This window comes from Thioclava sp. L04-15 (genome assembly GCF_002020275.1).
GTDB lineage: Bacteria > Pseudomonadota > Alphaproteobacteria > Rhodobacterales > Rhodobacteraceae > Thioclava > Thioclava marina.
In genome coordinates, this window is record NZ_MPZW01000009.1 from 50,367 (window position 1) to 75,579 (window position 25,213).

Consider the following 25,213-nt stretch of genomic DNA (forward strand, 5'->3'; position numbering starts at 1 on the left):
TCTTCCCTCCGGTCAGAAACTGGTTTGGCATTAAACTATTTTACGGGCGCATTCAACTCACCCTGTGCGTTCAGCGCCTTTCCATAGCCTCCCTCACGCAGAAATGTCTCTTCTTCGGGCAAGGTCTCGCGTCCGAGCGCAGAATTGCGCCACGGGAAGCGCCCGAATTGTTCGATCACTGAACGATGTGCGCGGGCATGTTTCAGATTGTCCGGCGAATACCAGCGCTCGGAAAACAGCTGCACCGCGCGATCCTGATCCGCGAGCGCCTCGGAATGCATGAAAGGCAGGTAGAAGAATTGCTGCAAGGGCGGGCCGATCTGCATGTCGCAGCCTTCGGCGATTGCACGGCCCGCATGGTCACGCGCAGCCGCATCGGTCTGGAAAGCGCGTGGGTCGTCGCGAAACATGTTTCGCGGGAACTGGTCGAGCAAAAGGATCAATGCCAGCGCCCCCGTCGGACAACGCTCCCACTCATTGAGCGCGCCCTGTGAAGCGACCTGCCAGAGCGGCGCGAAGCGGCGCCGGATGGCCGCGTCGATCTCCTCGGTGGACTGATACCAGTGCTTCTCGCCGACTTCCACGCGCCAGAAGCGCACAATCTCCTCGATGCGATCCATAGAAAAACGGCCCTCCCCTGCCGCAACCCGGATCAATGGTAGGGCATGGCGCGCGATGGGCAAAGCCGAAACGGATCAGGCCGCGTCCGGGCGCGTCTCCTCGTCCGAGCTGGCCTCTTCCTGAGCGACCTCGAGGACCGCCTCGACCGCCACCGCCGTCGCCGTGGGCGAGAGAACCGCATAAGTGCTGGTGTCGTCTGCCGACGGGGCTGCGCGCCGTGTCATCCGCCAGACGGCATAGCCCGCGATCCCCGCGCAGAGAACCCCCATGTAGAGGAAGAACCCGCCCGGCCCCACGACCCCCATCAGCCAGCCGGTGACCATCGGCCCCGCGACCGCGCCCACCCCGTTGGTGAACATCAGCCCCGCCGAGGCAGCGGCCATGTCGGAATTGTCGAGATAGTCGTTCGTGTAGGCGATCAGCAGCGAATAGAGCGGGTTGGCCACGCCCCCGATCAGCGCGCCCGCAACCAGCAACAGCCAGAATGGCGGGCTGAAGATGAAGGCGGCGAGCATCACTACCGCGCCGCAAAGCGCCGTGCCTGCGATCAGCACGCGCCGGTCCATCCGGTCCGAGAAATAGCCGATGGGATATTGCAGGATCATCCCGCCCACATAGATCGCCGCGACGAAGGTCGAGATCTGCTTGACGTTGAGCCCTTCGGCAGTGCCCCAGACAGACGCCATGCCGAACATCGCCGAGAAGATCCCGCCGAGCAGGAAGATCCCCACCATGCCAAGCGGCGAAGCTTCCCAGAGCCGCTTGAAGGTCATGCGCTGGATCGTCTCGAAACTCGGCGCAGGCGAGGCCGACAGAAGGATCGGCGTGAACGAGAGCGACACCAGAACGGAGGGGATAACGAAAAGGAAATAGCCCGCCGGATCGCCCACGTTCAGCAGCGCCTGGGCTGCGACGATCCCGATCATCTGCATCATCATGTAAAGTGAAAGCGCCTGCCCGCGCGTCTCGTTCGTGGCACTTGCGTTCAGCCAGCTCTCGGCGGTGATGTAGACCCCCGAGAAGGAAAACCCGATCAGCACCCGCATCGCCACCCAGGCGGGCCAGTTCGGGAAGGCGGCATAGAGCACCAGCACCGCCGAGATCAGCGAGCCGAGTGCTGCGAAGACCCGCACATGCCCCACCCGCGCGATCATCTCGGGCACCATGCGCGAGCCGAACAGGAAGCCCGCGAAATAGGCCGACATCACGAGCGACATGTAGAAGGTGTCGATGCCCTCGATATTGCCCCGGATGCCGAGCAACGTGCCCTGCATCCCGTTGCCCACCATCAGGAGCATGATCCCCAGCAAAAGCGGCCAGGTCTGGCGCAGCACTAACAACATCGAAACGTCCCTCGGGTTTGGCCTGCGGTCAGGCGCGTGGGTCTGCGCCGTCCCGAGCCTCGGCATCTAGGGCGGCGCGTCGCGAAGAACAGGTCTGTATCCGACCTTACGGGATCAGAAGCGACGCATCGCCATAGGAAAAGAATCTGTAACGTTTTTCAAGCGCATGCGCGTAAATCTTTTGTATCCGCTCGCGCCCCATCAAGGCCGAGACCAGCATCAGCAGCGTGGATTTCGGCAGGTGGAAATTCGTCATCAGCGCGTCCGTGATGCGAAACTCGAAGCCGGGATAGATGAAGATGTCGGTCGCGTCGCGAAACGGCACGATATGGCCCTTGGCGCCACCCGGCGCGCGCGCCGCGCTCTCGATCAGGCGCAGCGCGGTGGTGCCGACCGGGATCACCCGGCCGCCCGCCGCTTTCGTTGCGTTGATCTCGGCGGCGGCGGCCTCGCTCACCTCGCCCCATTCGGCATGCATCTTGTGGGTGGTCACGTCCTCGACCTTGACCGGCAGGAACGTGCCCGCGCCGACATGGAGGGTCACCTCGGTGAACTCGACCCCTTTCGCGGCCAGCGCTTCGAGCAGTTCGCGGGTGAAATGCAGGCTCGCGGTCGGGGCGGCCACCGCACCGGAATGGCGCGCGAACACGGTCTGGTAGTCGCGCTTGTCCTCTTCGTCAGGCGCACGCAGTGCCGCGATATAGGGCGGCAGCGGCATCGCACCGGCCTCGGCGAGCGCTTCGTCGAAATCGTCGCCCTCGAGATTGAAGGCTATGCGCAGCTGCCCGTCCTCGATCGCGACGACCTCGGCCGAGAGCTTCTCGGAAAACACGATCGTCTCGCCATCCTTGACCTTGCGCAGGGGTTTGGCGAGCGCGGTCCATTCACCGCCCGGCGCTGGTTCCAAGAGTGTCACCTCGACCTTCGCGGTCACCTCGCCCTGAGCGCTCTGCCGGGTGCGCGTTCCCGAAAGGCGCGCCGGGATCACCTTGGTGTTGTTGAGCACCAGACGATCGCCGGGCCGGAAAATGTCGATCAGGTCGCGCACATGCAAATCAGTGATCGTGTCACCTTGAGCCAGCAGCAGGCGCGCCGCGTCGCGGGGCCGTGCGGGGCGCGTGGCAATCAGACCCTCGGGCAGGTCGAAGTCGAAATCCTCGAGTTTCATTGGAAAGAACCTTATTCGCTCAGCACTTCAGGCGGGCCGGAGCGGAACATCTCGCGCATCGCGCCCGGCGCGAGGACCGAGAGCGGGTTGATCGAGACCTTGGGCGCATCAGACGACCCGCGCAGCGAGTAGTTAAAGCCAAACAGCCCCTCGCCCGCCTTGGAAATGATCTGACCGATCCCGTTCACCAGATAGAACGGAGAGATCACGCCCTTCATGTTGAGCTTCTTGCTGTCCGGGTAATAGTTGCCCGTCATCGTCACACCCATCGAGGCCCCTACGGCGGCGCCCCTTGTGACGCTGACCCCGTTGGGCGTCAAGCGGAAGGCGCCATCCACCGTAGAGAAGACGATCCCCTCGCCATCGAGCTGCTCGAGAAGTCCCACGCCGGAAGCCGCCGACAGGAGCGAGGCGAGCACCGGTGCGTCCTTCACGCGAAGGTTGGCGATCTTAACCTCGCCGTCATAGCTCTTGCGATCGCGCGGGGTCAGAACGAGCGTCCCCTGCCCGCCGCGCGCCTTGGTGAAGATCCCCGAAGCCTTCAGCACCGCCCCCGCGTCGGATGCCTGCGCGCGGATCGCGACACGTCCCCCAGCAGCCGGGATCAGCGTGCCCGCGATCGGCGCGCCGCCATTGACCAGCGCCTGGAACTTGCCCGCGAACCCGCCGCGGGTGGAGAAATCGCCACGGAACCCGGTGAGCGCGATCGCATCGGTGATCTGGACCCGGTCGAGAGACGCGGTGATCGCGGTCCCTCCGCCGCCGCCCGAGCCTCCGCCCGAACCGCCAGCCCCCGAGCCGAAATGGGATTTCGCCAGATCGAGCCTGCCGGAATTGACCTGCACATTGACCGCGCGCCCCTTGCCCTGCCCCACAAGATCGGCGCTGCCGGCAAACCAGTTGCCGATGCGCAGATCGGAAAACCGTGCACGGTTGAGGCCGCCATCGCTGACGAGGCTCACATCGCCCGCCGCGCGCAACCCCGGCGCGGTATAGGCGAGGCTCTCGATCGCCGGAGGCTGACCGAGCGTGCCCGACAGTGTCAGTGATCCCTTCGTGCCCGGCCCCTTTGCGTAACCGATCTCGGGGAGCGACAGGCGCAGCCCCGCAAGGTCGCTCTCGAAGGTGAAGCGCGTCGCCTCGTCCTTGCGCAGCGCGAGGTCTATCTGCCCGTTGCCCTTGCCCGCCACCATGCCGCGTGGCAGGCCCACACCGAAGGCATCGAGCGCATCGGGCGTCACCTCGATTACGGCTTTCACCTCCGAGCGCCCCTTGGCCTCTGGGCCGAAACGCTGGTCCCACGCGCCGTCGAAGGCCACGCCCGACAGCGTGCCCTTGCCGGAGATCACCATCCCCGCATTATCGGCCTTGAGGGTCAGCGCATCGGCGCGCAATTCGCGGCCCGGCACGAGAACGTCGCTCTTTACCTCGGTCATCCGCGCGGTCACGTCAAAGCCGATCTCCTCGGCCGGCACGCGCGGCTTGAGCGGCAGACGGATGACCGAACGCGCTTCGGCCCAGCCACTCGCGATATCGGTCTTCATCCCGGCTTTGCTCAGGAACTCGAAAGGAGGCTGGTCAAGCAGCGACATCGCCGCGGGGATCGGCGAGCGGGTGACCAGCGTCACCACGGCGGGCGCGGGCTTGATGCGGATATCGGGCACGATCAGTTCCGTCCCGGCGACCTCGATGCGCCCGCCCGAGGGCGCGGTGACATGGCCTTCCTCGACCTTCAGCGCCTGGCGCGTGTCGATGATGCTCGCGAACCCCTTGCCCTGCTGCACCGGCGGGAGGGTCTTGAGCACCCGCACATCGGCCCCGCGAAACTCGTAGCCAAGACCGAGCTTGGGCTCCTGTCCCGGCACCAGGCGCAACCCGGCATGGACATTGCGCAACTGACCCGTGGTCACGTTCTGCTCCAGCCAGTCGCGGGTCTTCGGCACGACCACCGGCGGCCAGAGCGCGAGCAGCTTGGTCTGGTCGATCTGGTCGATCCCGGCGTCGAGCGAGACTTTCCAGCCATCGGGCTGCGCCGAGAGCTGCCCCGTCGCGCTGATCGTCGTGTCGCCTTCGTCGTTGAGTTCGAGCTGCCCGACCTCGGCACGGAAAGGATCGAGCGCGAGCCGGAAATCGACCGCGCCCTGATCGAAACGCACGGGCGTATCGAAGAGGCCCGCGGGGTCGAGTTCGAGATTGGAGATCGCGATCTGGCCCAGCAATTCCTGCGGCACACCGTTGCGCAGGTCCCGCAGATAGGCCAGCCCGTCGGCATGCAGGCGAACCGCGCGGCTCTTGATTTCGAGGTTCGACACCTCGACGCGCTGCCGTAGGGGATCATAGCTGAGGTAAAGCTTGCCGCTTTCGATCGCGATCGGGCGCACGCCCTCATTGGGGCGGATCGCACCGGCGCCGATTTCGAGCATGGCGTTCATGCCGGTCAGCTCGCCCCTGTCGTCGAGACCCGAGCGCAGCGCCCCCGAGATCGGCGCGTTAAGCACACCAAGCGCGGCCAGCGCCGGCGATTGCATAGCCAGATCGCGTGCGGGAAGCGCCGTCACGGCGGCGCCGAAACTCGCCTCGCGGTTCGCCTTTTCGGTGGTCATCGAGACCGCGACCTGCGCGGGTTTTGAGGACTCACCGGCGACGTCGAAGCCGAGGGCGACGGAAATCTCTTCCGGCGTCTGGCTCAACTTGAACCGCCCTTGCGAAACCTTCCACAACCGATCGAGCCGTTCGTCCATCAGGCGCAACTCGACATCCTCGGCGGTCACCGTCTCGAGCTTGGACAGCGCCGGAACCTCGAACACCGTCTCGAAGGCCTCCACGGCGTCCGAGACATTGTTGAGATTGAGCGCCCCGAACATGTCGCCACCGCCGAGATCCAGATCCAGCCGTCCGTCGGGCAGGCGATGCAGCGCGAGGCTCGCGCCGCGGATGCGGAACGACCGCGGCACGACCTTGCCGCGCAGAAGCGGCTCGCTCCAGAGCGTCGCACGCAGCTCGGGCAGAACGGCGATCGGCAGGCCCGAGGGCCGGTCGAGCTGCACCATCTTGAACCGGACACGCGGCCGCAGCCCCTCGTCGACGAAGAGATCGATCCCGCCCGCGAGCGTCACTTTCATCCGCCCCTCGAGCGCCGCATTGGCGCGCGCCTGCAACTGCGCGACGATCCAGCCCGGCGCCGAGACAGGTTGATGGGTGATCACGAGCCAGGCGAAAATCGAGGCCAGAGCAAGTACCGGCAGCGTCAGGAGCAGAAGCAGACCGGTGCGACCGCGCCGCGCGGAGGACTCGAACGTCTCCTCAGAACTCTCTGACAAAACGGGATTTTCCAGAAGATACGCATCCGCCTTCGGCGGCATTCTCTCAGCCGCGGCAGCCGCGTCCTTGCGCGGCGACCCCATCGCGGGGTCAGAGGGGCGGTCTTGCTCCATCGCCTTCATTCGGGTGGCTCCCGTTCCTCCCGTGATTGCCCGATCGGGCCATCCAGCGGGGGCGGGTTGGCCTTGCCCCAGTCTCCTGCCTCGTGGTTAATTCTTGCCCAATGCGGGCACGAAAGTAAGCCCCGATCTGCGAAGGAGACATCAAAGTGATCCAGACAGGCGAAAAAGCGCCGGACTTCACCCTTCCCGCAACCGGGGGCAATGCGCTCGGAGCATTGGGAAATCTGATCACGGAAGACGGGATGCTGCGGTTTTCGGACGCGCTGCCCCATCCCGTCGTGCTGTATTTCTACCCCAAGGACAACACGCCGGGCTGCACCACCGAAGCTCTCGATTTCAGCCGGCTCGCGGGCGAGTTCGCCGCCGCAGGTGTCGTCGTGATCGGGATGTCGAAAGACAGCCTCAAGAAGCACGAGAATTTCTGCGCCAAGCACGACCTCGGGATTTACCTTGCCTCAGACGATGGCGGGGAGACCTGCGAAGCCTATGGCGCGTGGGCTGAAAAATCCATGTATGGCAAGACCTTCTGGGGCATCGTTCGCTCGACCATTCTGATCGGAAAGGATGGCATCGTGGCGCAGGTCTGGCCGAAAGTGAAAGTGAAGGGCCACGCTGAAGAGGTGCTCGACGCGGCGCGCGCGCTGGCCTGAGTCCATCTTTTGCCGACCCAAACTGCCGATCGCGCGAAGGTGAAAGTCGCGCGATCGGCACGGCGAAACCCGCCTGAAAAGGCACATTTTTCGGCAGAAAACCGCCCATCCCAAGCGCGTGAGGGAACTCCTGCCCGATGCTTGGGCAAAAGCGGTTGCCCGGGCCGCCCCCCCTTGCTAATCCCTCTTCAACCGGGCGGAGGAAGTTATCCCCAGCGACGACAGGTCCTCCCTGCCCATGTTTGCAGACGGCCTCCGTGCCTTCCTCGATCTGAAACAACACAGGACCGACCGGCTTGCCCAGACGCATACTCGACCGCCTGAACACTCGCCTCGAGCGTTGGCTTCCCGAACAGCGACTGTTCATGAAATCGGACAGTGCGACCCGGTTCATCCGGTTGCGCCCCCTGACCCAGGCAAGTGTTCTCGCCGTAGGCTCCGGGCTGTTCCTGTGGTCGACCGTCGCCTCGGCGATGCTCTTCATCGACGGGATTTCCTCGGGCGGGGCCGCGCAGAACGACAAGGTCGCGAAGGTCGCCTTCGAGCGTCGCCTCGACATTCTCTCGAAGGAACGCGACAGCCGTGCCGCCGAGGCGCTGGCTGCGCAGGACCGATTCCAGACCGCGCTTCAGCAGGTCTCGAAGATGCAATCCGCCCTTCTCGCCTCGGAAGAGCGCCGCCGCGAGCTCGAGACCGGGATCAGCGTGATCCAGTCGACCTTGCGCCGCACCATGGACGAGCGTGACACCGCACGCCTCGCGCTAGCGAAGGCCGAGGGCAAGGGGGCCGACTCCGGCCCCACCCCCGTCGCGCGCGCCGAGGACATGGCCAAGACCGTCGACATGCTGACCGCAGCCCTCGGCGAGACCGCCAAGGAACGCGACACCGCGGCGCAGGACGCCCAGAGCGCCCAATACGAGATGGACAAGATCGCGCTTGAAAAGCGCCTGATGGAGCAGCGCAACGATGAGATCTTCACCACGCTCGAAGGGGCCGTGAAAATCTCGATGGAGCCGCTCGACAAGGTGTTCAAGCAGGCGGGCATGGACCCTGACAACGTGCTCGCGCAGATCAAGCGCGGCTATTCGGGCACCGGCGGCCCGCTGACCCCGGTCTCGCTCTCGACCAAGGGCTCGGCGGATCTCGACGGCGATACCGCGCGCGCCGAGTCGATCCTGCGCAAGCTCGATGAAATGAACATGTATCGCATCGCGGTGGACCAGCTGCCCTTCGCGATGCCGGTGAAATCCTCTTTCCGCTTCTCCTCGCCCTTCGGCTGGCGCTGGGGTCGGATGCATGAAGGCGTGGATATGGCCGCCCCGATCGGCACCAAGATCTACGCCCCTGCCGATGGTGTCGTGATCGCGGCCGAATGGGAACGCGGCTACGGCAACCTGATCAAGATCCGCCACGAGTTCGGGATCACCACCCGATACGGCCACCTGAACAAAATCCGCGTGAAAGTGGGGCAAAAGGTGTCGCAAGGGGACTGGATTGCTGATATGGGCAATACCGGGCACTCCACCGGACCGCATCTCCACTACGAGATCCGGATCAGTGGCAAGGCAATCAATCCGATGACCTTCATCAAGGCTGGTAAGAATGTTTTCTAAGAGCAAAATCCATGAGCCCGGCCCCAAGGCCGAGGGTGACAAACCCAAAACCCCGGAAAGCTCGGCTGCGCCCACGCGCCCCGCGACCGACTACACGCCCGGCGCCACGCCGCGCGCGAAGCCCGCGCCCTCGGTGCTGTCGTCGGACCTGACGATCACGGGCAACATCAAGACCACCGGCGACATCCAGATCGAAGGCGTGGTCGAAGGCGATATCCGTGCCCACCTGCTGACCGTCGGCGAGAGCGCCACGATCAAGGGCGAGATCACCGCCGATGACGTGGTGGTCAATGGCCGCGTCGTGGGCCGCGTGCGTGGCCTCAAGGTCCGCCTGACCTCGACCGCCCGCGTCGAAGGCGACATCATTCACAAGACCATCGCGATCGAGAGCGGTGCGCATTTCGAAGGTTCGGTGCAGCGTCAGGACGACCCGCTGCAAAACGGTCAGGGCACGCCCAAGCTCGCCCCTCCGATGGCCGAGCCCGCGCCCGCCCCGGTGGACGAAAAGAAATAATCTCCGGCAAGAGCCAGAGCGAACAGGGCGGCCCGCAGGCCGCCCTTTTTCGTATGTCATCCCCGGATCGATCATCCGCCTCTGGCAATGCGCGGCCTCAGTTTTTCTTCTGGACCGCGATGACCTTCTCGGCGAGATCACGGGCGATCGCAAAGGCCCCCTTGATCTTGTCCTTGTCGTTCTTCCAGTCGCGCCGAACGATCAGGCGATTGTCCTTCACTTTGGCCAGGTCGCGCTGTGCGGTCAGGAATTCCACGAGACCTGCGGGGTTCGGGAACTTGTCATTGTGGAACTGGACCGTCGCGCCTTTCGGCCCGGCATCGAGCTTGGCGATCATCGCGCGTTTGCACATCGCCTTGATCCGCACGACCAGCAGCAGCGTGTTGACCTCTTTGGGCAGCTCACCGAAACGGTCGATCAGCTCTGCGGCAAAGCCCTCCAGCTCGACCTTGGTGGTCAGGCTCGAGAGCCTGCGATAAAGCCCCAGTCGCACATCGAGATCGGGCACATAGCTTTCCGGGATCATCACCGGCACGCCGAGATTGATCTGCGGCGACCAGTCGCCATCCGCCGTCTCGGTCAGCTCGCCCGATTTCAGCTTGGCAATCGTCTCTTCCAGCATCGCCTGGTAGAGCTCGTAGCCGACTTCCTTGATATGGCCGGATTGCTCTTCGCCAAGCAGGTTCCCCGCCCCGCGCAGATCGAGATCCTGCGAGGCGAGGTTGAACCCGGCCCCAAGGCTGTCGAGCGATCCCAAGAGCCGCAGCCGCTTTTGGGCCTGCGGCGTCAGCGGCATGCGCGGCTTCGTCGTCAGGTAGCAATAGGCCCGAGTCTTTGCGCGTCCCACCCGGCCCCGGATCTGGTAAAGCTGGCTCAGGCCGAACATGTCGGCGCGGTGCACGACCATCGTGTTGGCGGTCGGGATGTCGAGGCCGCTCTCGACGATCGTCGTCGCGAGCAGCACATCGTATTTGCCGTCGTAGAAGGCGTTCATCCGCTCGTCGAGTTCACCGGCGGCCATTTGCCCGTGCGCCACGAGATATTTCACCTCCGGCACGTGGCTTTGCAGAAACTCCTCGATTTCGGGAAGATCGGAAATCCGCGGCACGACATAGAAGCTCTGCCCGCCACGGTAATGTTCGCGCAAGAGCGCCTCGCGGATCGTGACCGTATCGAACTCGCTCACATAGGTGCGGATCGCGAGGCGATCGACGGGCGGCGTGCCGATGATCGACAGATCTCTCACACCCGTGAGGCTCAGTTGCAGCGTGCGCGGGATCGGCGTGGCTGTCAGCGTGAGAACATGGATTTCCGAGCGCATCTCCTTCAGGCGTTCCTTGTGCTGCACGCCGAAATGCTGCTCCTCGTCGATGATCAGCAGGCCGAGATTGGCGAATTTGACCGTCTTGGCCAGCACCGCATGGGTGCCGATCACGATATCGACCGTGCCATCGCGAAGCCCCTCGCGGGTCTTCGCCGCCTCCTTGGCAGAGACGAAGCGGCTCAGCGGTTTGACGTTGAGTGCGGTGCCCCGGAAACGCTCGGCAAAGGTCTTGTAGTGCTGGCGCGCGAGCAGCGTGGTCGGCGCGATCACCGCGACCTGCATGCCCGATTGCGCGGCCACGAAGGCGGCCCGCATCGCCACTTCGGTCTTGCCAAAGCCCACATCGCCCACCACGAGACGATCCATCGGCGTGCCCGATTTCAGATCGTCCACGACATCCTCGATCGCGGTCATCTGATCGTCGGTCTCGGTATAGGGGAAGCGCGCGGCGAAAGCCTCCCATTCGTGATGCGGGGCTTCCAGAATGGGCGCCTGACGCAGGTGCCGTTCTGCCGCGATCCGCATCAGCTTGTCGGCGATCTGGCGGATGCGCTCCTTCAGCTTGGCCTTCTTGGCCTGCCACGCGCCGCCGCCGAGCTTGTCGAGCAGACCTTCTTCATGGCCGTAGCGGCTGAGCAGTTCGATATTCTCGACCGGCAGATAAAGCCGATCCCCGCCCGCATATTCCAGCAGAACGCAGTCATGTGGCGCGCCGAGCGCGGTGACGGTTTCCAGCCCCTTGTAGCGGCCCACCCCGTGATCGACATGCACAACCAGATCGCCGGGCGATAGCGTCGTGTGTTCGGTCAGGAAATTCTCGGCCTTGCGCTTGCGTTTGGGGCGCGAGACGAGGCGTTCGCCCAGCACGTCCTGTTCGGAGATGACCGTGAGGTCCTTGCCGTCGCGCAAATCCTGATACGGCGCCTCGAACCCCTCATCGAGCGGCCAGACGGTGAGGTTGACCCCCGGGCCGATCTCGCGCGCGTCCGAGATCAGCTTCGCACCGATCAGGCCCTCGTCCTCCATCAGCCCCTTGAGACGTTCGCGCGCACCCTCGGACCACGATGCAATCACCACCGGGCCATTGGCCACACGCGCTTGAACATGATCTTTCAACGCGCTGAAAAGGCTAACATTCTCGACTTTACGTTCAGGCGCAAAATTGCGTCCGATCTTGCCGCCCGCGTTCAGCACGCCCGGTCCTGGCGGGGCCGGGATCACTTGCAGGCGCAGCACACGCAGCGACTTCAACACCGCGCTCCAACCCTCTGGATCCAAATACAAAAGTTGCGGAGGTGCGGGCTTGTAGACTGAATCCAGCCGATCACGCCGGGTCATCGCCTCGCGGCGGGTATCGTATTGGTCCTCGATCCCCTCCCAGCGGCTTTCCTGCTGCGGCCCGATCTGGTCGTCGAGCATCACGGTCGCATCCGGCAGATAGTCGAACAGCGTCTCGAGGCGTTCGTGGAAAAAGCCCAGCCAGTGCTCCATGCCCGCCTGTTTGCGCCCAGCCGAGACCGCCTCGTAGAGCGGGTCTTCCGCGCCGCCCGAACCGAACTCGATGCGGTAATTCTGCCGGAAGCGCGTGATCGAGGCCTCGTCGAGAATGATCTCGGAAACAGGGGCCAGTTCGACGCCCTTCAGTTTTTCGGTCGTGCGCTGGCTCACCGGATCGAAGCGGCGCGCGTCATCCAGCACATCACCGAACAGGTCGAGCCGCACCGGCCCGCCCTCACCCGGCGGGAAGATATCGATGATGCCGCCCCGGATCGCGTAGTCGCCGGGCTCGGACACGGTCGAGGCTTGCGAGAAGCCCATGCGGACGAGGAAGTCGCGCAAGGCGCCCTCGTCGACGCGCTTGCCGACCTGCGCGGAGAAGCTCGCCCCCGCCAGTACCTCGCGCGCGGGCACGCGCTGCATCGCCGCCGATAGCGTCGTCAGCAGAACGAAAGGCCCGGGCATGCCTGCCGACAAAGCGGCCAGCGTCGCCATCCGCGTGGCCGAAATATCGGCATTGGGCGACACCCGGTCATAGGGCAGACAATCCCAAGCCGGAAAATCGAGCACCACGGCATGAGGCGCGAAGAACGCCAACGCCCCGCGCATCGCCGCCAGCCGGCGGTCGTCGCGCGCGACATGGATGACCGATTTACCCTTGGCGAGTTCCTTGGCGAGCAGAGCCGCGTCGAACCCTTCCGGGGCGCCCGAGAGAAGAAAATGATCCATAGCCAAGCGAGGTATCGAGCCAGCGCCCGGAGTCAAGCCCGCTCAGACCAACAGGGAGAGACGCAGGTTCTGGAACATGCCCCAAAGCGACGTGACGATGATCGAGATCACACCGACGGTCTGAATGCTGATCCGGTGACGCGAAAGCGCCGCGATCACGAAATCCGCCCCTGCCCCACTGGTCAGCGCATCCTCGAGCCGCATCGCCAACCGCAAACTCAGGCCGAAGACGAGCATCAGCGGCACAAGCAGCAATGCGAAGGCCTGCGCGGTTTCGGAGCCATAGACGAAACCGGTGATGATGAGAAAGCTCAAGAGGAACGGGATCGAGACCGCCATCGACACGCCCGCATCGCCCCGGATCCGGTTGAGCCTGCGCGCGTTCACACCGGCGATCTGCACCAGATCCGCCGCCGCCTCATTCCCCTTGCGCCGCGCGCGGCCGACCATGTCCCAGGGAACGCCCATCACCCAATGCGAGGCCGAAGACCAGATCGCGGCGAGCGCGATCCAGTACCACAGGTTGGAGAAGCTCCGCAGATCGATCAAACGGGTGATCACATCGAAGATTTCCACGCGGTTGGCTCCTGCGACTTGTACCGGTTTTTCCATTGCATAGACCAGCGCGAAGCCGAGCGGAAGCCCGCAGCCGCGCCGACCTGCCGCGCTTGCCAGTCCGCGCGATCCATGGCACCCCTTGGCCCAAGCCAGAGGAGTCCCCAGCGATGAACCCGATCCTTCCGCCTTTCCCCCATACCCGCCTGCGCCGGATGCGCCGCTCTGCCGCGCTGCGAGATCTCGCTCAGGAACACCGTCTGAGCGTGAAGGACATGATCTGGCCGATCTTCATCACCGATGTCGCGGGCGCCGATGTCGAAGTGCCGTCGATGCCCGGCGTGTTCCGCCGCACTCTGGAGGGCGCGGTGAAGGCCGCGGAAGAGGCCGCCAAGCTCGGCATCCCCGCGATCTGCCTCTTTCCCTATACCGATCCGGCGGTGAAGACCGAGGCCTGCGAAGAGGCCTGGAATCCCGACAACATCACCAACCGTGTGATCCGCGCGATCAAAAAAGAAGTCCCCGAGATCGCGATCATGACCGATATCGCGCTCGATCCCTATAATGCCAACGGCCATGACGGGCTGGTGCGTGACGGGGTGATCCTCAATGACGAGACGGTCGAGTGCCTCGTGCGCATGGGGCTCGCGCAGGCCGAGGCCGGGGCCGATATCCTGGGGCCCTCCGACATGATGGACGGCCGGATCGGCGCGCTGCGGTCGGCGCTCGAAGCTGCGGGCCATGCCGACGTGACGATCCTGAGCTATGCGGCGAAATACGCCTCGGCCTTCTATGGGCCGTTCCGCGATGCGGTGGGCGCCTCGGGTGCGCTCAAGGGCGACAAGAAGACCTACCAGATGAACCCGGGCAATTCCGACGAAGCGATCCGGCTGGTGGCGCGTGATCTGGCCGAGGGCGCCGATATGGTGATGGTGAAACCCGGCATGCCCTATCTCGACATCTGTCGCCGGGTGAAGGAACAGTTCGGCGTGCCGACCTATGCCTATCAGGTGTCGGGTGAATACGCGATGATGATGGCGGCGGTGAAGAATGGCTGGCTCGACCATGACAAGGTGATGCTCGAGAGCCTGATGAGCTTCCGCCGCGCGGGCTGCGACGGGGTGCTGACCTATTTCGCTCCGCAGGCGGCGCGGCTGCTCGCACAGGGGTGAGCGCGGAAAGAGGCGCGAAGGTAAGCAGGGATTCGCCACAAAGCCGTGACTTCCCTCAAGAATAAGTGACAGCGCGGGTTCCCTACGCTATAATTTGTGGCAATCGGTCAGGATAAGACTGTTGAGGGCCCGGCAGGTTCCGGGCGCAATCGAGCGGAGCAGATACAAGATGACGATGATTTCCAGACGGAACCTTCTGGCGATGAGTGGCGCGGGCCTGACGCTTGCAGCCTGCGGCAACGGGATCGGCAGCACGGGCGCGGCGAAGCTGGATGCGCGTGTCGACGCGACCCGGAACTACCTTCTCACGAAATTCCCCGGCACGAGCGATCTCGAGGCGAAATCGGTCGGCGTTCTCTGGATGCCTCTGGTGACCGAGGCGGGGTTCGGCTTTGGTGGCTCCTTCGGGCGCGGCGCGCTGCGCATCAACAACGTGACCGTCGATTACTACGCGGCTGCCGCGGCGAGCTTCGGTCTCCAGATCGGCGCGCAGCAATACGCCCATGCGCTGTTCTTCATGACCCCCGAGGCGCTTGCAGATTTCCGCAGCTCGGATGGCTGGCAGCTTGGCGCAGATGCGCGCTATGCGCTGCCCGATCGCGGCGGCGCAATCGCGGCCTCGACGCTTACCTCCACTGCACCGGTCATCGCACTGGTCTTCGGCCAGGCCGGCCTGATCGCGGGCGCCTCGCTCGCGGGCACCAAATACACCCGTGTGATCCCGTAATATCAAGGCGTTACGCGCCGATCTTCACGAAAAAACAAACCCCGCGGAGGCCATGCCCTGCGGGGTTTTTCCATTGTTATCGCTGTCAAAGCGACACCGCGTGCGATCAGCTGCCGTAGATGACCCGCACGTAATTGCGCGTTTCACGATAGGGCGGCACGCCGTTATGCTTTGCCACGGCTTCGGGCCCCGCATTATAGGCCGCCAGCGCGAGGCGCCAGCTTCCGAAGCGATCATACATCATCCGCAGGTAGCGCGCGCCGCCTTCGAGGTTCTGCGCGGGATCGCGCGGGTTGACCCCGAGCTTGGCCGCGGTTGCGGGCATTAGCTGCGCCAGACCCATCGCGCCCTTGTGCGAGCGCGCGTTCGGGTTCCAGCCGCTCTCCTGCTGCACGAGACGCAGGAAAAGGTCTTCGGGGATGTTGTGGCGCGCGGCAGCCGCCTTGGCTGTGCCCAGATACTGGCCACGATACTTGCCGGAATAGCTCGGCACCGTTTCGGGTTCGAGTCCGGCCAAGGATTTCGCGCCCGGCTTGAGGCGCGAGGAATGCTCGTATTGCTGGGCGGCGCGGGTATCGAGGATGTTGGTCTGGTTCCGAAACAGCATCGCCCGCGACTTCGAGGACGCACCGCTGAGCTTGAGCCCCTCGGCGTGCACGATCATCGGCGCGAGAGCGACCATCGCGCCCAGCCCGAGCCTCCCGACAATTTTACGCATCGGCACCCTACCGTTCACATCCACCCATTCTTGCGCAAAAACCTACACAGATTCCCCCGAAAGTTAAAGGAAAACACCCCCCGCATCGGCAATCGCCTGCCGACACGGGGACGTGAGCTCACTTTACGATGGCCTGTTGCAGTGTCGCATCGGCTCGGATCGGGCCGTGAAACAGCTCCTCGACGAAGACCGAAACGAGCTGGGCGCGCCCGCTCACCCCGGCCTTGCGATAGACGGCGTTGAGATGGGATTTCACGGTCGCCTCCGAGGAGCCGCGCAGATCGGCGGTCTCGGCGATGGTGAAGCCCTTGATCGTGAAGCTCGCCACATCGGCCTCGGCAGCCGTCAGCCCCCAGTTGCGGAACTGCTCGACCATCAGTTCGGCCATCGCGCCCTGTGCCGCCGAAAGCGCCCGGTCGGCCATCGCCTGCCGGCGCAACAGTTTCCAGAGCACGACGGCTTCGACCGCGATCCCCGCGATAAGGCCGATATTGGCGAAAAGCTCGATATTGAGATGAAGCGTGATGTGTCCGGCTTCCTTGATATCATCGAACACGTCAGCGACGAAAAGGGATGTACAGGCGGCCTGAAACAGGATGAGCGCGACGAGCGCGCCCTCCTTGGTCCAGGCCGAGACACGCTCTCGCGTGATTTGCATCGAAGGTTATCTCCCGCTGCGTCCGAACACTTTCTTTCCGGTGATCATCGCGCGGGCGAGATTGACGCGCAACCTGCGGCTCTCGTAGATCACGGCAACGATATGGGCCGCGATCGAAAATTCAGCCCAGTCGACCGCCATCTCATGCACTTCCTGAGGCCATTTCACGCCCCAATAGGCATCGGTCGTCATCAACCAGCCCGACCCCGCGATCACCAGAAGCGTCAAAAGCAGGTTGTAGATCATCAGCGCCCCGAGCGGCGAATGCCCCAGATGCGCATGCCGGCGGCCCGTGGCCATGTCACGAAGCTGCGTCAGTGCCCCCGAGGGCGAGGGCGGAAAATCGGTAAAGCGCGCATGATGCGAACCCACCAGCCCCCAGATGATACGCAGGGTGACAAGCCCCGCCACGGTATAGCCGATATAGTGATGCAGATCATGCTTGGGCGAGGTGAAGAAGGCATTCGCGGTGAAAAGCCCCACGATCGACCAGTGGAAGATCCGCACGAATATATCCCAGACATGATGGGTTCCGCGCGGCGGTGCGTGCCGCTCCTCTTGATCGGAAAAATCGGTGAAACTGGCGTCTTCGATGGCCATGCGCAGGCTCCTTCTTCTGGTTCGGTATCAGCGAGGGCAGCTTGCGGGCCGGGAATGCCCCGGCCCGCGGCAGGTAGGGACCGGCGATCAGCCGTTGTCACCTTTGCGAGTCACCTGCTTGAGGTTGGAGTCGAAATACAGCTCCATGCGCTTGCCATCCTTGAGCGCGTAAACCTCGATATAGCCGTCTTCCATCTCCATCCGGCGCACCTCGTAGCCTTGCGCCTTCAGCTCGGCCCCGAGCTTGTCGGCCTTGTCCTGCGCGACGGGCTGCTCGGCCAGAACGGGCAGCGCGGAGGTGCCGGCGATCAGGGCAGCGGCAGCGATCAGGGTCAGTTTCTTCATGGGCTCAATCCTCATGTCTTGGGTGATGGGCCGGCCGGGATCATCCCGAACCGGTGTGCAACGATCTGCACCGCCAATCCGCCCCCCGCCATCGGAGCGAGGTTGCAGAGCGCCGCGAAATCGGCCTCTCAAACCAAAGATGCACGCGGGTTCTTGCCGGTTTCCGTCACGGTTGAGCGAGGCGCAGCCCCTAGGCGCTGCCGGAAGGCTGCTCTATACCCTTGAGGGTCAATTTGAGAATCGCAGGCGGAGGAACGCATGGCAGGCAGCGTCAATAAGGTCATCCTGGTCGGCAATCTGGGGCGCGACCCGGAAGTGCGGACCTTCTCGAACGGCGGCAAGGTGTGCAACCTGCGCATCGCCACCTCCGAGAACTGGCGCGACCGCAACACCGGCGAGCGCAAGGAGCGCACCGAATGGCATTCGGTCGCGATCTTCTCCGAGCCGCTCGCCAAGATCGCCGAGCAATACCTGCGCAAGGGCTCGAAGGTCTATATCGAGGGCCAGCTCGAAACCCGCAAATGGCAGGATCAGTCCGGTCAGGACCGCTATTCGACCGAAGTCGTGCTACGCCCCTATCGCGGCGAGCTGACGCTGCTCGACAGCCGCGAAGGCGGTGGCTCAGGCGGTGGTTACGGTGGCGGCTCGGGCGGCGGCTACGGCGGGCCGTCCTCGGGCGGCTATGACGAGGGCGGCGGCTATGGCGGCCCCTCCTCGGGCGGCTCGAGCGGCGGCGGCGGCGGTCGTCCCGATTTCGACGACGAGATCCCGTTCTGATGACGAAGGGCCCCGCGTGGGGCCCTTTGCTTTTGTGGCGACCTCAGGGCTTGCGTCCACCCTGCTCGGCAAACGATGCGGGGCGCAAAAAGGGGGCGCTGCCCCCTCGGCGCGTTCCGCGCCTCACCCCCGGGATATTTTGGCCAACTCGAAGAGCATCCGTCCCTGATCTTCTTCTTGATCGAAATATCTCGGGGGAGTCGCCCCTGGGCGACGGGGGCAGCGCCCCCGCCTTTGATAAAGATGTCGCCCCGGCAACGGGGCGGCCGCGCGCCTTGCCCTCAGCCCAGCTTGCGCAGCCGCGCGATCAGCGAGGACGTGTCCCAACGCTGGCCGCCCATCGCCTGAACATCCTTGTAGAACTGGTCGACCAGTGCGGTCACAGGCAGCGAAGCACCGATCTCGTCGCCCGTTTTCAGGCAGATCGCGAGATCCTTGCGCATCCAGTCCACCGCGAAGCCGAATTCGAATTCGTTCTTCGCCATGGTCTCGTAGCGGTTCGCCATCTGCCACGAACCTGCCGCGCCTTGGCTGATCACCTCGACGACCGCGGGAATGTCGAGACCGGCCTTCTCCGCGAAGTTCAGGCTTTCGGCCAGCCCCTGCACAAGACCCGCGATCGCGATCTGGTTGCACATCTTGGTCACCTGGCCCGCGCCGCTTTCGCCCAGGCGGCGACAGATCTTGGCATAGGCCGCGATCACCGGCTCGGCCTTGGCGTAAGCGGCCTCGTCGCCCCCGCACATGACAGAGAGCTGGCCGTTCTCGGCGCCTGCCTGACCGCCCGAAATCGGCGCGTCGATGAAGGCCACGCCATGCCCCGCAGCCTCGCCCGAAAGCTCGCGCGTCACCGCCGCCGAAACCGTCGTGTGATCGACGAAGACCGAGCCGGTCTTCATCCCCTTGAACGCCCCGTCCTTGCCGAGGGAGACCTCGCGCAGGTCATCGTCATTGCCGACGCAAGACATCACGAAATCGGCGCCTTGGGCTGCCTCACGCGGGGTTGCGGCCGCTGCCCCGCCATGTTCAGCCACCCATGCCTCGGCCTTCGCGGCGGTCCGGTTGTAGACCGTCACCTCGTGCCCCGCAGCCTTCAGATGCCCCGCCATCGGATAGCCCATGACTCCGAGCCCCAGAAATGCAACTTTTGCCATAGACCTCTCCCTTGCGTGATCGCGAAACCCCGCGTCCAATGGCGCAGGCGCGTTGATTGTGGTGTCGCGCTCAACTAGTAACGCCCCAACCGGGCACGTCAACCAGAGGCCGGGACGAACGAGGTCAGAGGAACCGGATGTACAAGGTCTTTCGCTGGGGCGTGCGGCTCCTCATCGCCGTGATCGCATGTGTCGTCGTGCTGGGCGGTCTCGTTTACTATTTCGCCTCGCGCTCGCTGCCTAATTACAGCGCCACCTACGAGGTGACGGGGCTGAGTGCGCCGGTCGAGATCGTACGCTCGACAGAGGATGTGCCGCATATTTTCGGCAAGGACGATCCGGATGTCTATTTCGCGCTGGGGCTTGCTCATGCGCAGGACCGGCTCTGGCAGATGACGCTGCTGCGGCGCACGGTGCAGGGGCGGCTCTCGGAGGTCTTCGGAGCCGAGACGCTCAAGACCGACGAGCTGATGCGGCGGCTGGGCCTCTATGATGCGGCGCTGTCCTCTGTCTCGGCTCAGGACGATTACACCCGCAAGGCGCTCGAGGCCTATGCGCGCGGGGTCAACCAGTGGATCGAGATCGTCAATCAGGGCGCGATGGGGCGCGGCGCGCCGGAGTTCTTCCTCTTCGACAACAAGATCGCCTATTGGACGCCCGCCGATTCCATCGCGATCATGAAGCTGATGGCCGTGCAGCTCTCGAGCCAACTTCAGGACGAGGTGCTGCGCGCGCGTGTCTCGCTGGCCGGGCCCGATCTGGTGCGCGACGTGATGCCCGACGATCCGCAGCAGGCGGTGGCCGCCCTTCCCGCCTATGCGAGCCTCTTTCCCGACATGCCCCGCGGCATCCAGACTGCGAGCACCGCTCCCGAGGGACTTTTGTCGCCTTTCCCCGGGCGCGGCATGGCGGGTGCCTCGAATGCCTGGGCGGCCGCACCCGACCGCTCGGCCGCGGGCGGCTCGCTCCTGGCCAATGACCCGCATCTGGGCCTGACTGCCCCTTCGATCTGGTATCTCGCGCGGCTTCAGCTGCAATCGGGTGGCGTGATCGGCGGCACCATTCCGGGGATGCCGCTGGTTCTCTCGGGGCGCAACAAGGATCTCGGCTGGGGGCTGACCACCGCTTACGTGGACGACCAGGATCTGCATATCGAAGAGCTCGACCCCGACGATCCGACGAAATACCGCACGGCCGATGGCTGGAAATCCTTCCGCACCAGGCGCGTGATCGTCAACGTCAAGGATGCCACCCCCGTCACGCTGACCCTGCGCTGGACCGACAACGGCCCCGTCCTTCCCGGCAGCCATTTCGACCTCGCCACGGTCACCCCGCCCAATTCGGTGGTGTCGCTCAGCTGGACCGCGTTCGAGCCCCATGACACGACGCTGACCGGTGCGATGGAGCTGATGCGTGCCCAATCGATCCCCGAGGCGCTCAAGGCGGCCGAGCAGGTCGTCGTGCCCGCGCAGAATATCACGCTCGCCGATCAGAACGGGGTGGCGCTGGTCACCGCCGGAAAGATCCCGCTGCGCGATCCGGCCAATGACACGCAAGGCCGAATGCCCAATGCCGGCTGGAAACCCGAGAACCACTGGAAGGGCTACCTGCCCTTCAAGGACAATCCGCAATTCATCGACCCCAAGGGCGGGATCGTGGTCAACACCAACAACAAGACGGTGGACCGGCCCTTCCCCTATAACGTCTCCTTCAACTGGGGGGATACGCAGCGCATCCAGCGGCTGAGCAAGCTCATGGGCGAGCGCGAAGTGCATTCGCGCGACAGCTTCATCTCGGCGCAGCTGGATACGGTTTCGCCCGCCGCGCGCGGGTTGCTGCCGCTCGTGGGCGCGAACCTGTGGTTCACCGGTGATCCCGCCCCCGAGGGCACGCCCGAACGGATGCGCCAGCGCGCCTTGGAGATGCTCGCGAGCTGGGACGGGGAGATGAGCGAACACCTGCCCGAGCCGCTGATCTACGCCGCCTGGATGCGCGAGCTGCAAAACCGGCTGATCCGCGACGAACTGGGGCCGCTGGCGAAGAAATTCGACCATCTCGAGCCGGTCTTCATCGAACGAGTCTTCCGTGACACGCAGGGGGCCAGCCATTGGTGTGACGTCATCCAATCCGCACCAAAAGAGACCTGCACCGATATCGCGCGCCAGTCCCTCGACGCGGCCCTTCTGGATCTGTCGAAGAAATATGGCCCCAATCTCGAGAGCTGGCGCTGGGGCGATGCGCATATGGCCGAACAGGACAATCCGGTACTAGGCAAGGTTCCGGGGCTGAAATGGTTCGTGAATATCCGGCAGTCGACCTCTGGCGGTGATTTCACCTTGATGCGCGGGCGCACGCGCGGCGGCGAGGGCCCTGACAGCTACGCCAATGTCCACGCTGCTGGCTATCGTGAAGTGCTTGATTTCGCCGACCCGGACAGCTCGGTTTTCATCATCTCGACCGGGCAATCGGGCCATCCCTTGAGCCGCCATTACGACGACCTGTCGGAGCTCTGGCGCTCGGGCGAATATATCCCGATGTCGCTCGATCCCGCGCTCGCCCGGGCGGCCGCGACTGGCATCACGCATCTTGTGCCGACGGAGCCGACGCCCGGCCGCTGAGCGCCCGTCAGGTTGGGGAGCCTCCGGCGGGGATATTTTCGCCAACGCGAAGAGCGGGCCGGAAGGGCCCTTCTTCTTGATCCAAATATCTTGGGGTGAATGGCCGAAGGCCAGAGGGGCAACGCCCCTCGCGGGGCCGGGTCTTGCGCACCCTCCGTTGGCCTTATGGGCTGCACCACCGGGCATCGGTTCGGGCGGGTTGCGATCACGCGCCCAGGCATTGAAGGCGCAACGCGGAGAACACGTCGGTCAGGATCTGGCTCGCGTGCCGAACTCGCGGGCGCAGCGGCGCATGTTGCCCGTCCGAACACCCATCGGGCCGCTGACCTGTCTGACCCGCACGAGCACGATCAAAAAAGGGGCGCCCCTCCGGCGCCCCTTCGCAATGCCTTGCCGGCCCCCGCGCGGCGGCGGTCAGTAAAGCCCGCCAGCCGAAAGCGTGCCGAAATCGGCCTTCTTCGGGATCACTTTCTGTTGGCCGGTCGACGTCGTGACCGTGGTCGAGCCGCGATCGTCGGTCTCACCCCGGGCAAAGAGCGGCAGGTTCGCGCCCATCGCGAAACCACCATCGACGATCAGCGCGCCGAGGCCCGTCATGTCCTGACCCGGGCGCAGATATTCGGCCTGCACGAAATCGCCCGTCGCGCTGTCGGGAAGACGCTCGCCGGTGAAGCGGTTGAATTTCACCCAGTTGCCACCCGGCGGCACCTTGAATTTCGAGCCACCGAAATCCTTGATCGCCTCTTTCATGAACTCGTTGAAAACCGGGACGCAAAGCGTGCCGCCATAGGCATGCCGACCCAGCGAGCGCGGATTGTCATAGCCCATGTAGCACGAGGCCACGATATTGCTGGTGAAGCCGGTGAACCACACGTCCTTGGCGTCGTTCGTGGTCCCGGTCTTGCCCGCGACCGGGACGGGGAGTTTCACGCCGTAGCCCGAGCCGCGCTTCACCACGCCTTCCATCAGCGAGATCATCTGATAGGCGGTGATCGGGTCGATGATCTGCTCGCGGTTCGAGGTGATCTGCGGCCCCTGCCCCTCGGGAAGGTTCGGGTCCGAACAGTTGTCACAGCTCCGCTGGTCGTGGCGGTAGATCGTGCGGCCGTAGCGGTCCTGCACGCGGTCGACCAGTGTCGGCTCCACCCGCTCGCCGCCATTGGCGAACATCGCATAGGCCGAAATCAGGCGGAACATTGTCGTTTCCTGCGCACCGAGCGCATTGGCGAGGAAGCGGCGCATATGGTCATAGACGCCGAATTTCTCGGCATAGGCCGCGACCGTATCCATGCCGATTTCCTGCGCGATACGGATCGTCATCAGGTTGCGCGAATGCTCCAGACCCGTGCGCATCGGCGTCGGCCCGTAATACTTGTTGGACGCGTTCTTCGGGCGCCACAGGCCTTGCGGCGTGTTCACCTCGATCGGCGCGTCGATCACGATCGTCTCAGGCGAGAAGCCCGAATCCAGCGCCGCGGCATAGACGAAGGGTTTGAAATTCGAGCCGGGCTGGCGCATCGCCTGGGTCGCGCGGTTGAAGACCGAGGACTGGTAGGAGAAACCGCCCTGCATCGCGAGAACACGTCCGGTATTGACGTCCATCGCCATGAAGGCGCCCTCGACCTTGGGCACCTGGCGCAGGGTCCAGCGGATGAAGGAGCCGTCGGCGTCCTTCGTCATCGCGCGCACCTCGACCACATCGCCGATCTCGAGCAGATCCTGCGCGGTCTTGGCGCGGCCCGCGAGCTTGCCGTCCTTGAGCTGCTTGCGCGCCCAGGTCACATCCTCGGGCGGGATCCAGTGGCCGTCATTGTCTTCCTCGATGCCTTCAATGCCGATCCGGGCCGAGCCGCCCTCGAAGCCCAGCACCACCGCCGGATGCCAGCCGACGATATCGCGCGGCGCCTTGTCGGTGGGCACATCCGCAAGGGCGGCGCGCCAGTCGGCTTCCTTGCCCAGCTTGTCCTCGGGGATCTTCACCCCGGTGCCGCGCCAGATCCCCAGCTCGCGATCGTATTTCTCGAGCGCGTTCTGAAGCGCCTTGGCGGCCTGCGCCTGAAGGTCGGGGTTCACGGTCGCGCGGATCGTAAGGCCGCCGCCGAAGAACTCTTCCTCGCCGAAGCTTTTCGACAGCTGACGGCGGATCTCGTCGGTGAAGTAATCGCGCGGGGGCATCTGCGCGCGGAAGGGCGCATAATCGCCGTTCTGCACGCTCTTCAGCGGCTTTTGCTGCTCGGCCTCCATCGTGGCCTTGTCGATGCGCCCATCCTCGAACATCCGGCGCAGCACGTAGTTGCGGCGCAGGACGGCGGTCTCGTAATCGCGCACCGGGTGCAGATCGGCGGGCTTCTTCGGCAGCGCCGCGAGGTAAGCGGCTTCGCCGACGCTCAGCTCCGAGAGGGTCTTGTTGAAATAGGTCTGCGCGGCGGCGGCCACGCCATAGGAGTTCTGCCCCAGATAGATCTCGTTGAGATAGAGCTCGAGGATGCGATCCTTGCTCAGCACATGCTCGATGCGCGAGGACAGGATCAACTCCTTGATCTTGCGTTCGACCGAGCGGTCCGACGAAAGCAGAAGGTTCTTCGTCACCTGCTGGGTGATGGTCGAGGCGCCGCGCACGTCACGCCCGCCCGATTTCACCGCCGTCACCATCGCCGCGATGATGCCGCGCGGGTCAAAACCCGGGTGGTAGTAGAAATTCTTGTCCTCGGCCGAGATGAACGCACCCTTCACCAGATCCGGCATGTCGCGGATCGGAACGAAGAGGCGGCGCTGGTCGGCGAACTCGTCGATCAGGCGGCCATCGCCATTATAGATCCGCGAGATCGTCTTGGGACGATACTGCGCGAGCTGGTCATAGCTCGGCAGGTCGCGCGAATAGATCCAGAAGATCGCCCCGATCGTGAGCGCGGCAAAGAACAGGCCTGTGACGACCCAGGAGAAAACGCCGCCGATCGAACCGAGAATGAAACGGATCACTGATGCCA

General features: G+C 64.4%; 19 protein-coding genes. 7 read left to right on the top strand and 12 right to left on the bottom strand.

The window, feature by feature from the left end; translation table 11 throughout:
- Nucleotides 1–35: 35 nt before the first annotated feature.
- The 4 genes from BMI90_RS16175 to BMI90_RS16190 all read right to left on the bottom strand — a co-directional run bounded on the left by BMI90_RS16175 (nucleotide 36) and on the right by BMI90_RS16190 (nucleotide 6,575).
- Nucleotides 36–620: a DUF924 family protein gene (locus tag BMI90_RS16175; RefSeq protein WP_078530536.1), complete on the bottom strand. Its 585-nt coding sequence runs from the start codon at nucleotides 618–620 to the stop codon at nucleotides 36–38.
- 75 nt (nucleotides 621–695) lie between these two features.
- A complete protein-coding gene (locus tag BMI90_RS16180; protein ID WP_078530537.1) occupies nucleotides 696–1,964 on the bottom strand; it encodes an MFS transporter in 1,269 nt (422 codons plus the stop codon).
- 106 nt (nucleotides 1,965–2,070) lie between these two features.
- Nucleotides 2,071–3,132, bottom strand: coding sequence for a tRNA preQ1(34) S-adenosylmethionine ribosyltransferase-isomerase QueA (queA, locus tag BMI90_RS16185; protein ID WP_078530538.1), 1,062 nt, complete (start codon nucleotides 3,130–3,132; stop codon nucleotides 2,071–2,073).
- An 11-nt stretch (nucleotides 3,133–3,143) separates the two neighbouring features.
- A complete protein-coding gene (locus BMI90_RS16190; RefSeq protein WP_078530539.1) occupies nucleotides 3,144–6,575 on the bottom strand; it encodes a hypothetical protein in 3,432 nt (1,143 codons plus the stop codon).
- A gap of 146 nt (nucleotides 6,576–6,721) precedes the next feature.
- Here BMI90_RS16190 and BMI90_RS16195 point away from each other — a divergent pair, with 146 nt between their 5' ends.
- The 3 genes from BMI90_RS16195 (at nucleotide 6,722) to BMI90_RS16205 (ending at nucleotide 9,352) form a co-directional block, all read left to right on the top strand.
- Nucleotides 6,722–7,225, top strand: a complete 504-nt coding sequence (locus BMI90_RS16195; RefSeq protein WP_078530540.1) for a peroxiredoxin — start codon at nucleotides 6,722–6,724, stop codon at nucleotides 7,223–7,225.
- 296 nt (nucleotides 7,226–7,521) lie between these two features.
- Complete coding sequence (locus tag BMI90_RS16200; RefSeq protein WP_093470181.1) at nucleotides 7,522–8,838, top strand: M23 family metallopeptidase; 1,317 nt, start codon at nucleotides 7,522–7,524, stop codon at nucleotides 8,836–8,838.
- A complete protein-coding gene (locus BMI90_RS16205; RefSeq protein ID WP_078530542.1) occupies nucleotides 8,828–9,352 on the top strand; it encodes a polymer-forming cytoskeletal protein in 525 nt (174 codons plus the stop codon). Before BMI90_RS16200 ends, BMI90_RS16205 begins: the two co-directional genes overlap by 11 nt.
- Before the next feature lie 97 nt (nucleotides 9,353–9,449).
- Here the strand turns inward: BMI90_RS16205 and mfd are convergent, their stop codons facing one another.
- Complete coding sequence (gene mfd / locus BMI90_RS16210; protein ID WP_078530543.1) at nucleotides 9,450–12,902, bottom strand: transcription-repair coupling factor; 3,453 nt, start codon at nucleotides 12,900–12,902, stop codon at nucleotides 9,450–9,452.
- 42 nt (nucleotides 12,903–12,944) lie between these two features.
- A complete protein-coding gene (locus BMI90_RS16215; protein ID WP_078530544.1) occupies nucleotides 12,945–13,478 on the bottom strand; it encodes a hypothetical protein in 534 nt (177 codons plus the stop codon).
- Between the two features lie 149 nt (nucleotides 13,479–13,627).
- Between BMI90_RS16215 and hemB the strand changes: the two genes are divergently transcribed.
- Nucleotides 13,628–14,629: a porphobilinogen synthase gene (gene hemB, locus BMI90_RS16220; RefSeq protein ID WP_078530545.1), complete on the top strand. Its 1,002-nt coding sequence runs from the start codon at nucleotides 13,628–13,630 to the stop codon at nucleotides 14,627–14,629.
- Nucleotides 14,630–14,798: 169 nt separating this feature from the next.
- Nucleotides 14,799–15,356, top strand: coding sequence for a YSC84-related protein (locus tag BMI90_RS16225; protein WP_078530546.1), 558 nt, complete (start codon nucleotides 14,799–14,801; stop codon nucleotides 15,354–15,356).
- Nucleotides 15,357–15,462: 106 nt separating this feature from the next.
- On the opposite strand, the gene BMI90_RS16230 is transcribed toward BMI90_RS16225, so the two are convergent.
- From BMI90_RS16230 to BMI90_RS16245, 4 genes are all read right to left on the bottom strand, one after another.
- Nucleotides 15,463–16,074 carry a lytic transglycosylase domain-containing protein gene (locus BMI90_RS16230; RefSeq protein WP_078530547.1) on the bottom strand — a complete coding sequence of 204 codons (612 nt, stop codon included), beginning with the start codon at nucleotides 16,072–16,074 and terminating at the stop codon, nucleotides 15,463–15,465.
- A 118-nt stretch (nucleotides 16,075–16,192) separates the two neighbouring features.
- The gene (locus tag BMI90_RS16235) at nucleotides 16,193–16,732 is read right to left on the bottom strand and encodes a helix-turn-helix transcriptional regulator (protein ID WP_078530548.1); all 540 of its coding nucleotides are present in this window, start codon (nucleotides 16,730–16,732) and stop codon (nucleotides 16,193–16,195) included.
- A gap of 6 nt (nucleotides 16,733–16,738) precedes the next feature.
- Nucleotides 16,739–17,332: a cytochrome b/b6 domain-containing protein gene (locus BMI90_RS16240; protein ID WP_078530549.1), complete on the bottom strand. Its 594-nt coding sequence runs from the start codon at nucleotides 17,330–17,332 to the stop codon at nucleotides 16,739–16,741.
- Nucleotides 17,333–17,419: 87 nt separating this feature from the next.
- Nucleotides 17,420–17,677 (bottom strand): PepSY domain-containing protein, encoded by a 258-nt coding sequence (locus tag BMI90_RS16245; protein ID WP_158521760.1) that lies wholly within the window; start codon nucleotides 17,675–17,677, stop codon nucleotides 17,420–17,422.
- A gap of 258 nt (nucleotides 17,678–17,935) precedes the next feature.
- On the opposite strand from BMI90_RS16245, the gene ssb reads away from it, so the two are divergent.
- Nucleotides 17,936–18,454, top strand: coding sequence for a single-stranded DNA-binding protein (gene ssb / locus BMI90_RS16250; protein ID WP_078530551.1), 519 nt, complete (start codon nucleotides 17,936–17,938; stop codon nucleotides 18,452–18,454).
- Between the two features lie 281 nt (nucleotides 18,455–18,735).
- Here the strand turns inward: ssb and BMI90_RS16255 are convergent, their stop codons facing one another.
- Nucleotides 18,736–19,647 (bottom strand): NAD(P)-dependent oxidoreductase, encoded by a 912-nt coding sequence (locus BMI90_RS16255; RefSeq protein ID WP_281491821.1) that lies wholly within the window; start codon nucleotides 19,645–19,647, stop codon nucleotides 18,736–18,738.
- Between the two features lie 98 nt (nucleotides 19,648–19,745).
- On the opposite strand from BMI90_RS16255, the gene BMI90_RS16260 reads away from it, so the two are divergent.
- Nucleotides 19,746–22,226, top strand: a complete 2,481-nt coding sequence (locus tag BMI90_RS16260; RefSeq protein ID WP_078530553.1) for a penicillin acylase family protein — start codon at nucleotides 19,746–19,748, stop codon at nucleotides 22,224–22,226.
- A gap of 414 nt (nucleotides 22,227–22,640) precedes the next feature.
- Here the strand turns inward: BMI90_RS16260 and BMI90_RS16265 are convergent, their stop codons facing one another.
- Nucleotides 22,641–25,205, bottom strand: coding sequence for a PBP1A family penicillin-binding protein (locus BMI90_RS16265; RefSeq protein WP_078530554.1), 2,565 nt, complete (start codon nucleotides 25,203–25,205; stop codon nucleotides 22,641–22,643).
- Between the last annotated feature and the right edge of the window lie 8 nt (nucleotides 25,206–25,213).

What these genes read in the sequence shown, in the direction of transcription:
- BMI90_RS16175 (WP_078530536.1), bottom strand. Translation starts at nt 620, where the DNA reads ATGGATCGCATCGAGGAGATTGTGCGCTTCTGGCGCGTGGAAGTCGGC.
- BMI90_RS16180 (WP_078530537.1), bottom strand. Translation starts at nt 1,964, where the DNA reads ATGTTGTTAGTGCTGCGCCAGACCTGGCCGCTTTTGCTGGGGATCATG.
- queA (WP_078530538.1), bottom strand. Translation starts at nt 3,132, where the DNA reads ATGAAACTCGAGGATTTCGACTTCGACCTGCCCGAGGGTCTGATTGCC.
- BMI90_RS16190 (WP_078530539.1), bottom strand. Translation starts at nt 6,575, where the DNA reads ATGAAGGCGATGGAGCAAGACCGCCCCTCTGACCCCGCGATGGGGTCG.
- BMI90_RS16205 (WP_078530542.1), top strand. Translation starts at nt 8,828, where the DNA reads ATGTTTTCTAAGAGCAAAATCCATGAGCCCGGCCCCAAGGCCGAGGGT.
- mfd (WP_078530543.1), bottom strand. Translation starts at nt 12,902, where the DNA reads ATGGATCATTTTCTTCTCTCGGGCGCCCCGGAAGGGTTCGACGCGGCT.
- hemB (WP_078530545.1), top strand. Translation starts at nt 13,628, where the DNA reads ATGAACCCGATCCTTCCGCCTTTCCCCCATACCCGCCTGCGCCGGATG.
- BMI90_RS16225 (WP_078530546.1), top strand. Translation starts at nt 14,799, where the DNA reads ATGACGATGATTTCCAGACGGAACCTTCTGGCGATGAGTGGCGCGGGC.
- BMI90_RS16230 (WP_078530547.1), bottom strand. Translation starts at nt 16,074, where the DNA reads ATGCGTAAAATTGTCGGGAGGCTCGGGCTGGGCGCGATGGTCGCTCTC.
- BMI90_RS16235 (WP_078530548.1), bottom strand. Translation starts at nt 16,732, where the DNA reads ATGCAAATCACGCGAGAGCGTGTCTCGGCCTGGACCAAGGAGGGCGCG.
- BMI90_RS16240 (WP_078530549.1), bottom strand. Translation starts at nt 17,332, where the DNA reads ATGGCCATCGAAGACGCCAGTTTCACCGATTTTTCCGATCAAGAGGAG.
- BMI90_RS16245 (WP_158521760.1), bottom strand. Translation starts at nt 17,677, where the DNA reads ATGAAGAAACTGACCCTGATCGCTGCCGCTGCCCTGATCGCCGGCACC.
- ssb (WP_078530551.1), top strand. Translation starts at nt 17,936, where the DNA reads ATGGCAGGCAGCGTCAATAAGGTCATCCTGGTCGGCAATCTGGGGCGC.
- BMI90_RS16260 (WP_078530553.1), top strand. Translation starts at nt 19,746, where the DNA reads ATGTACAAGGTCTTTCGCTGGGGCGTGCGGCTCCTCATCGCCGTGATC.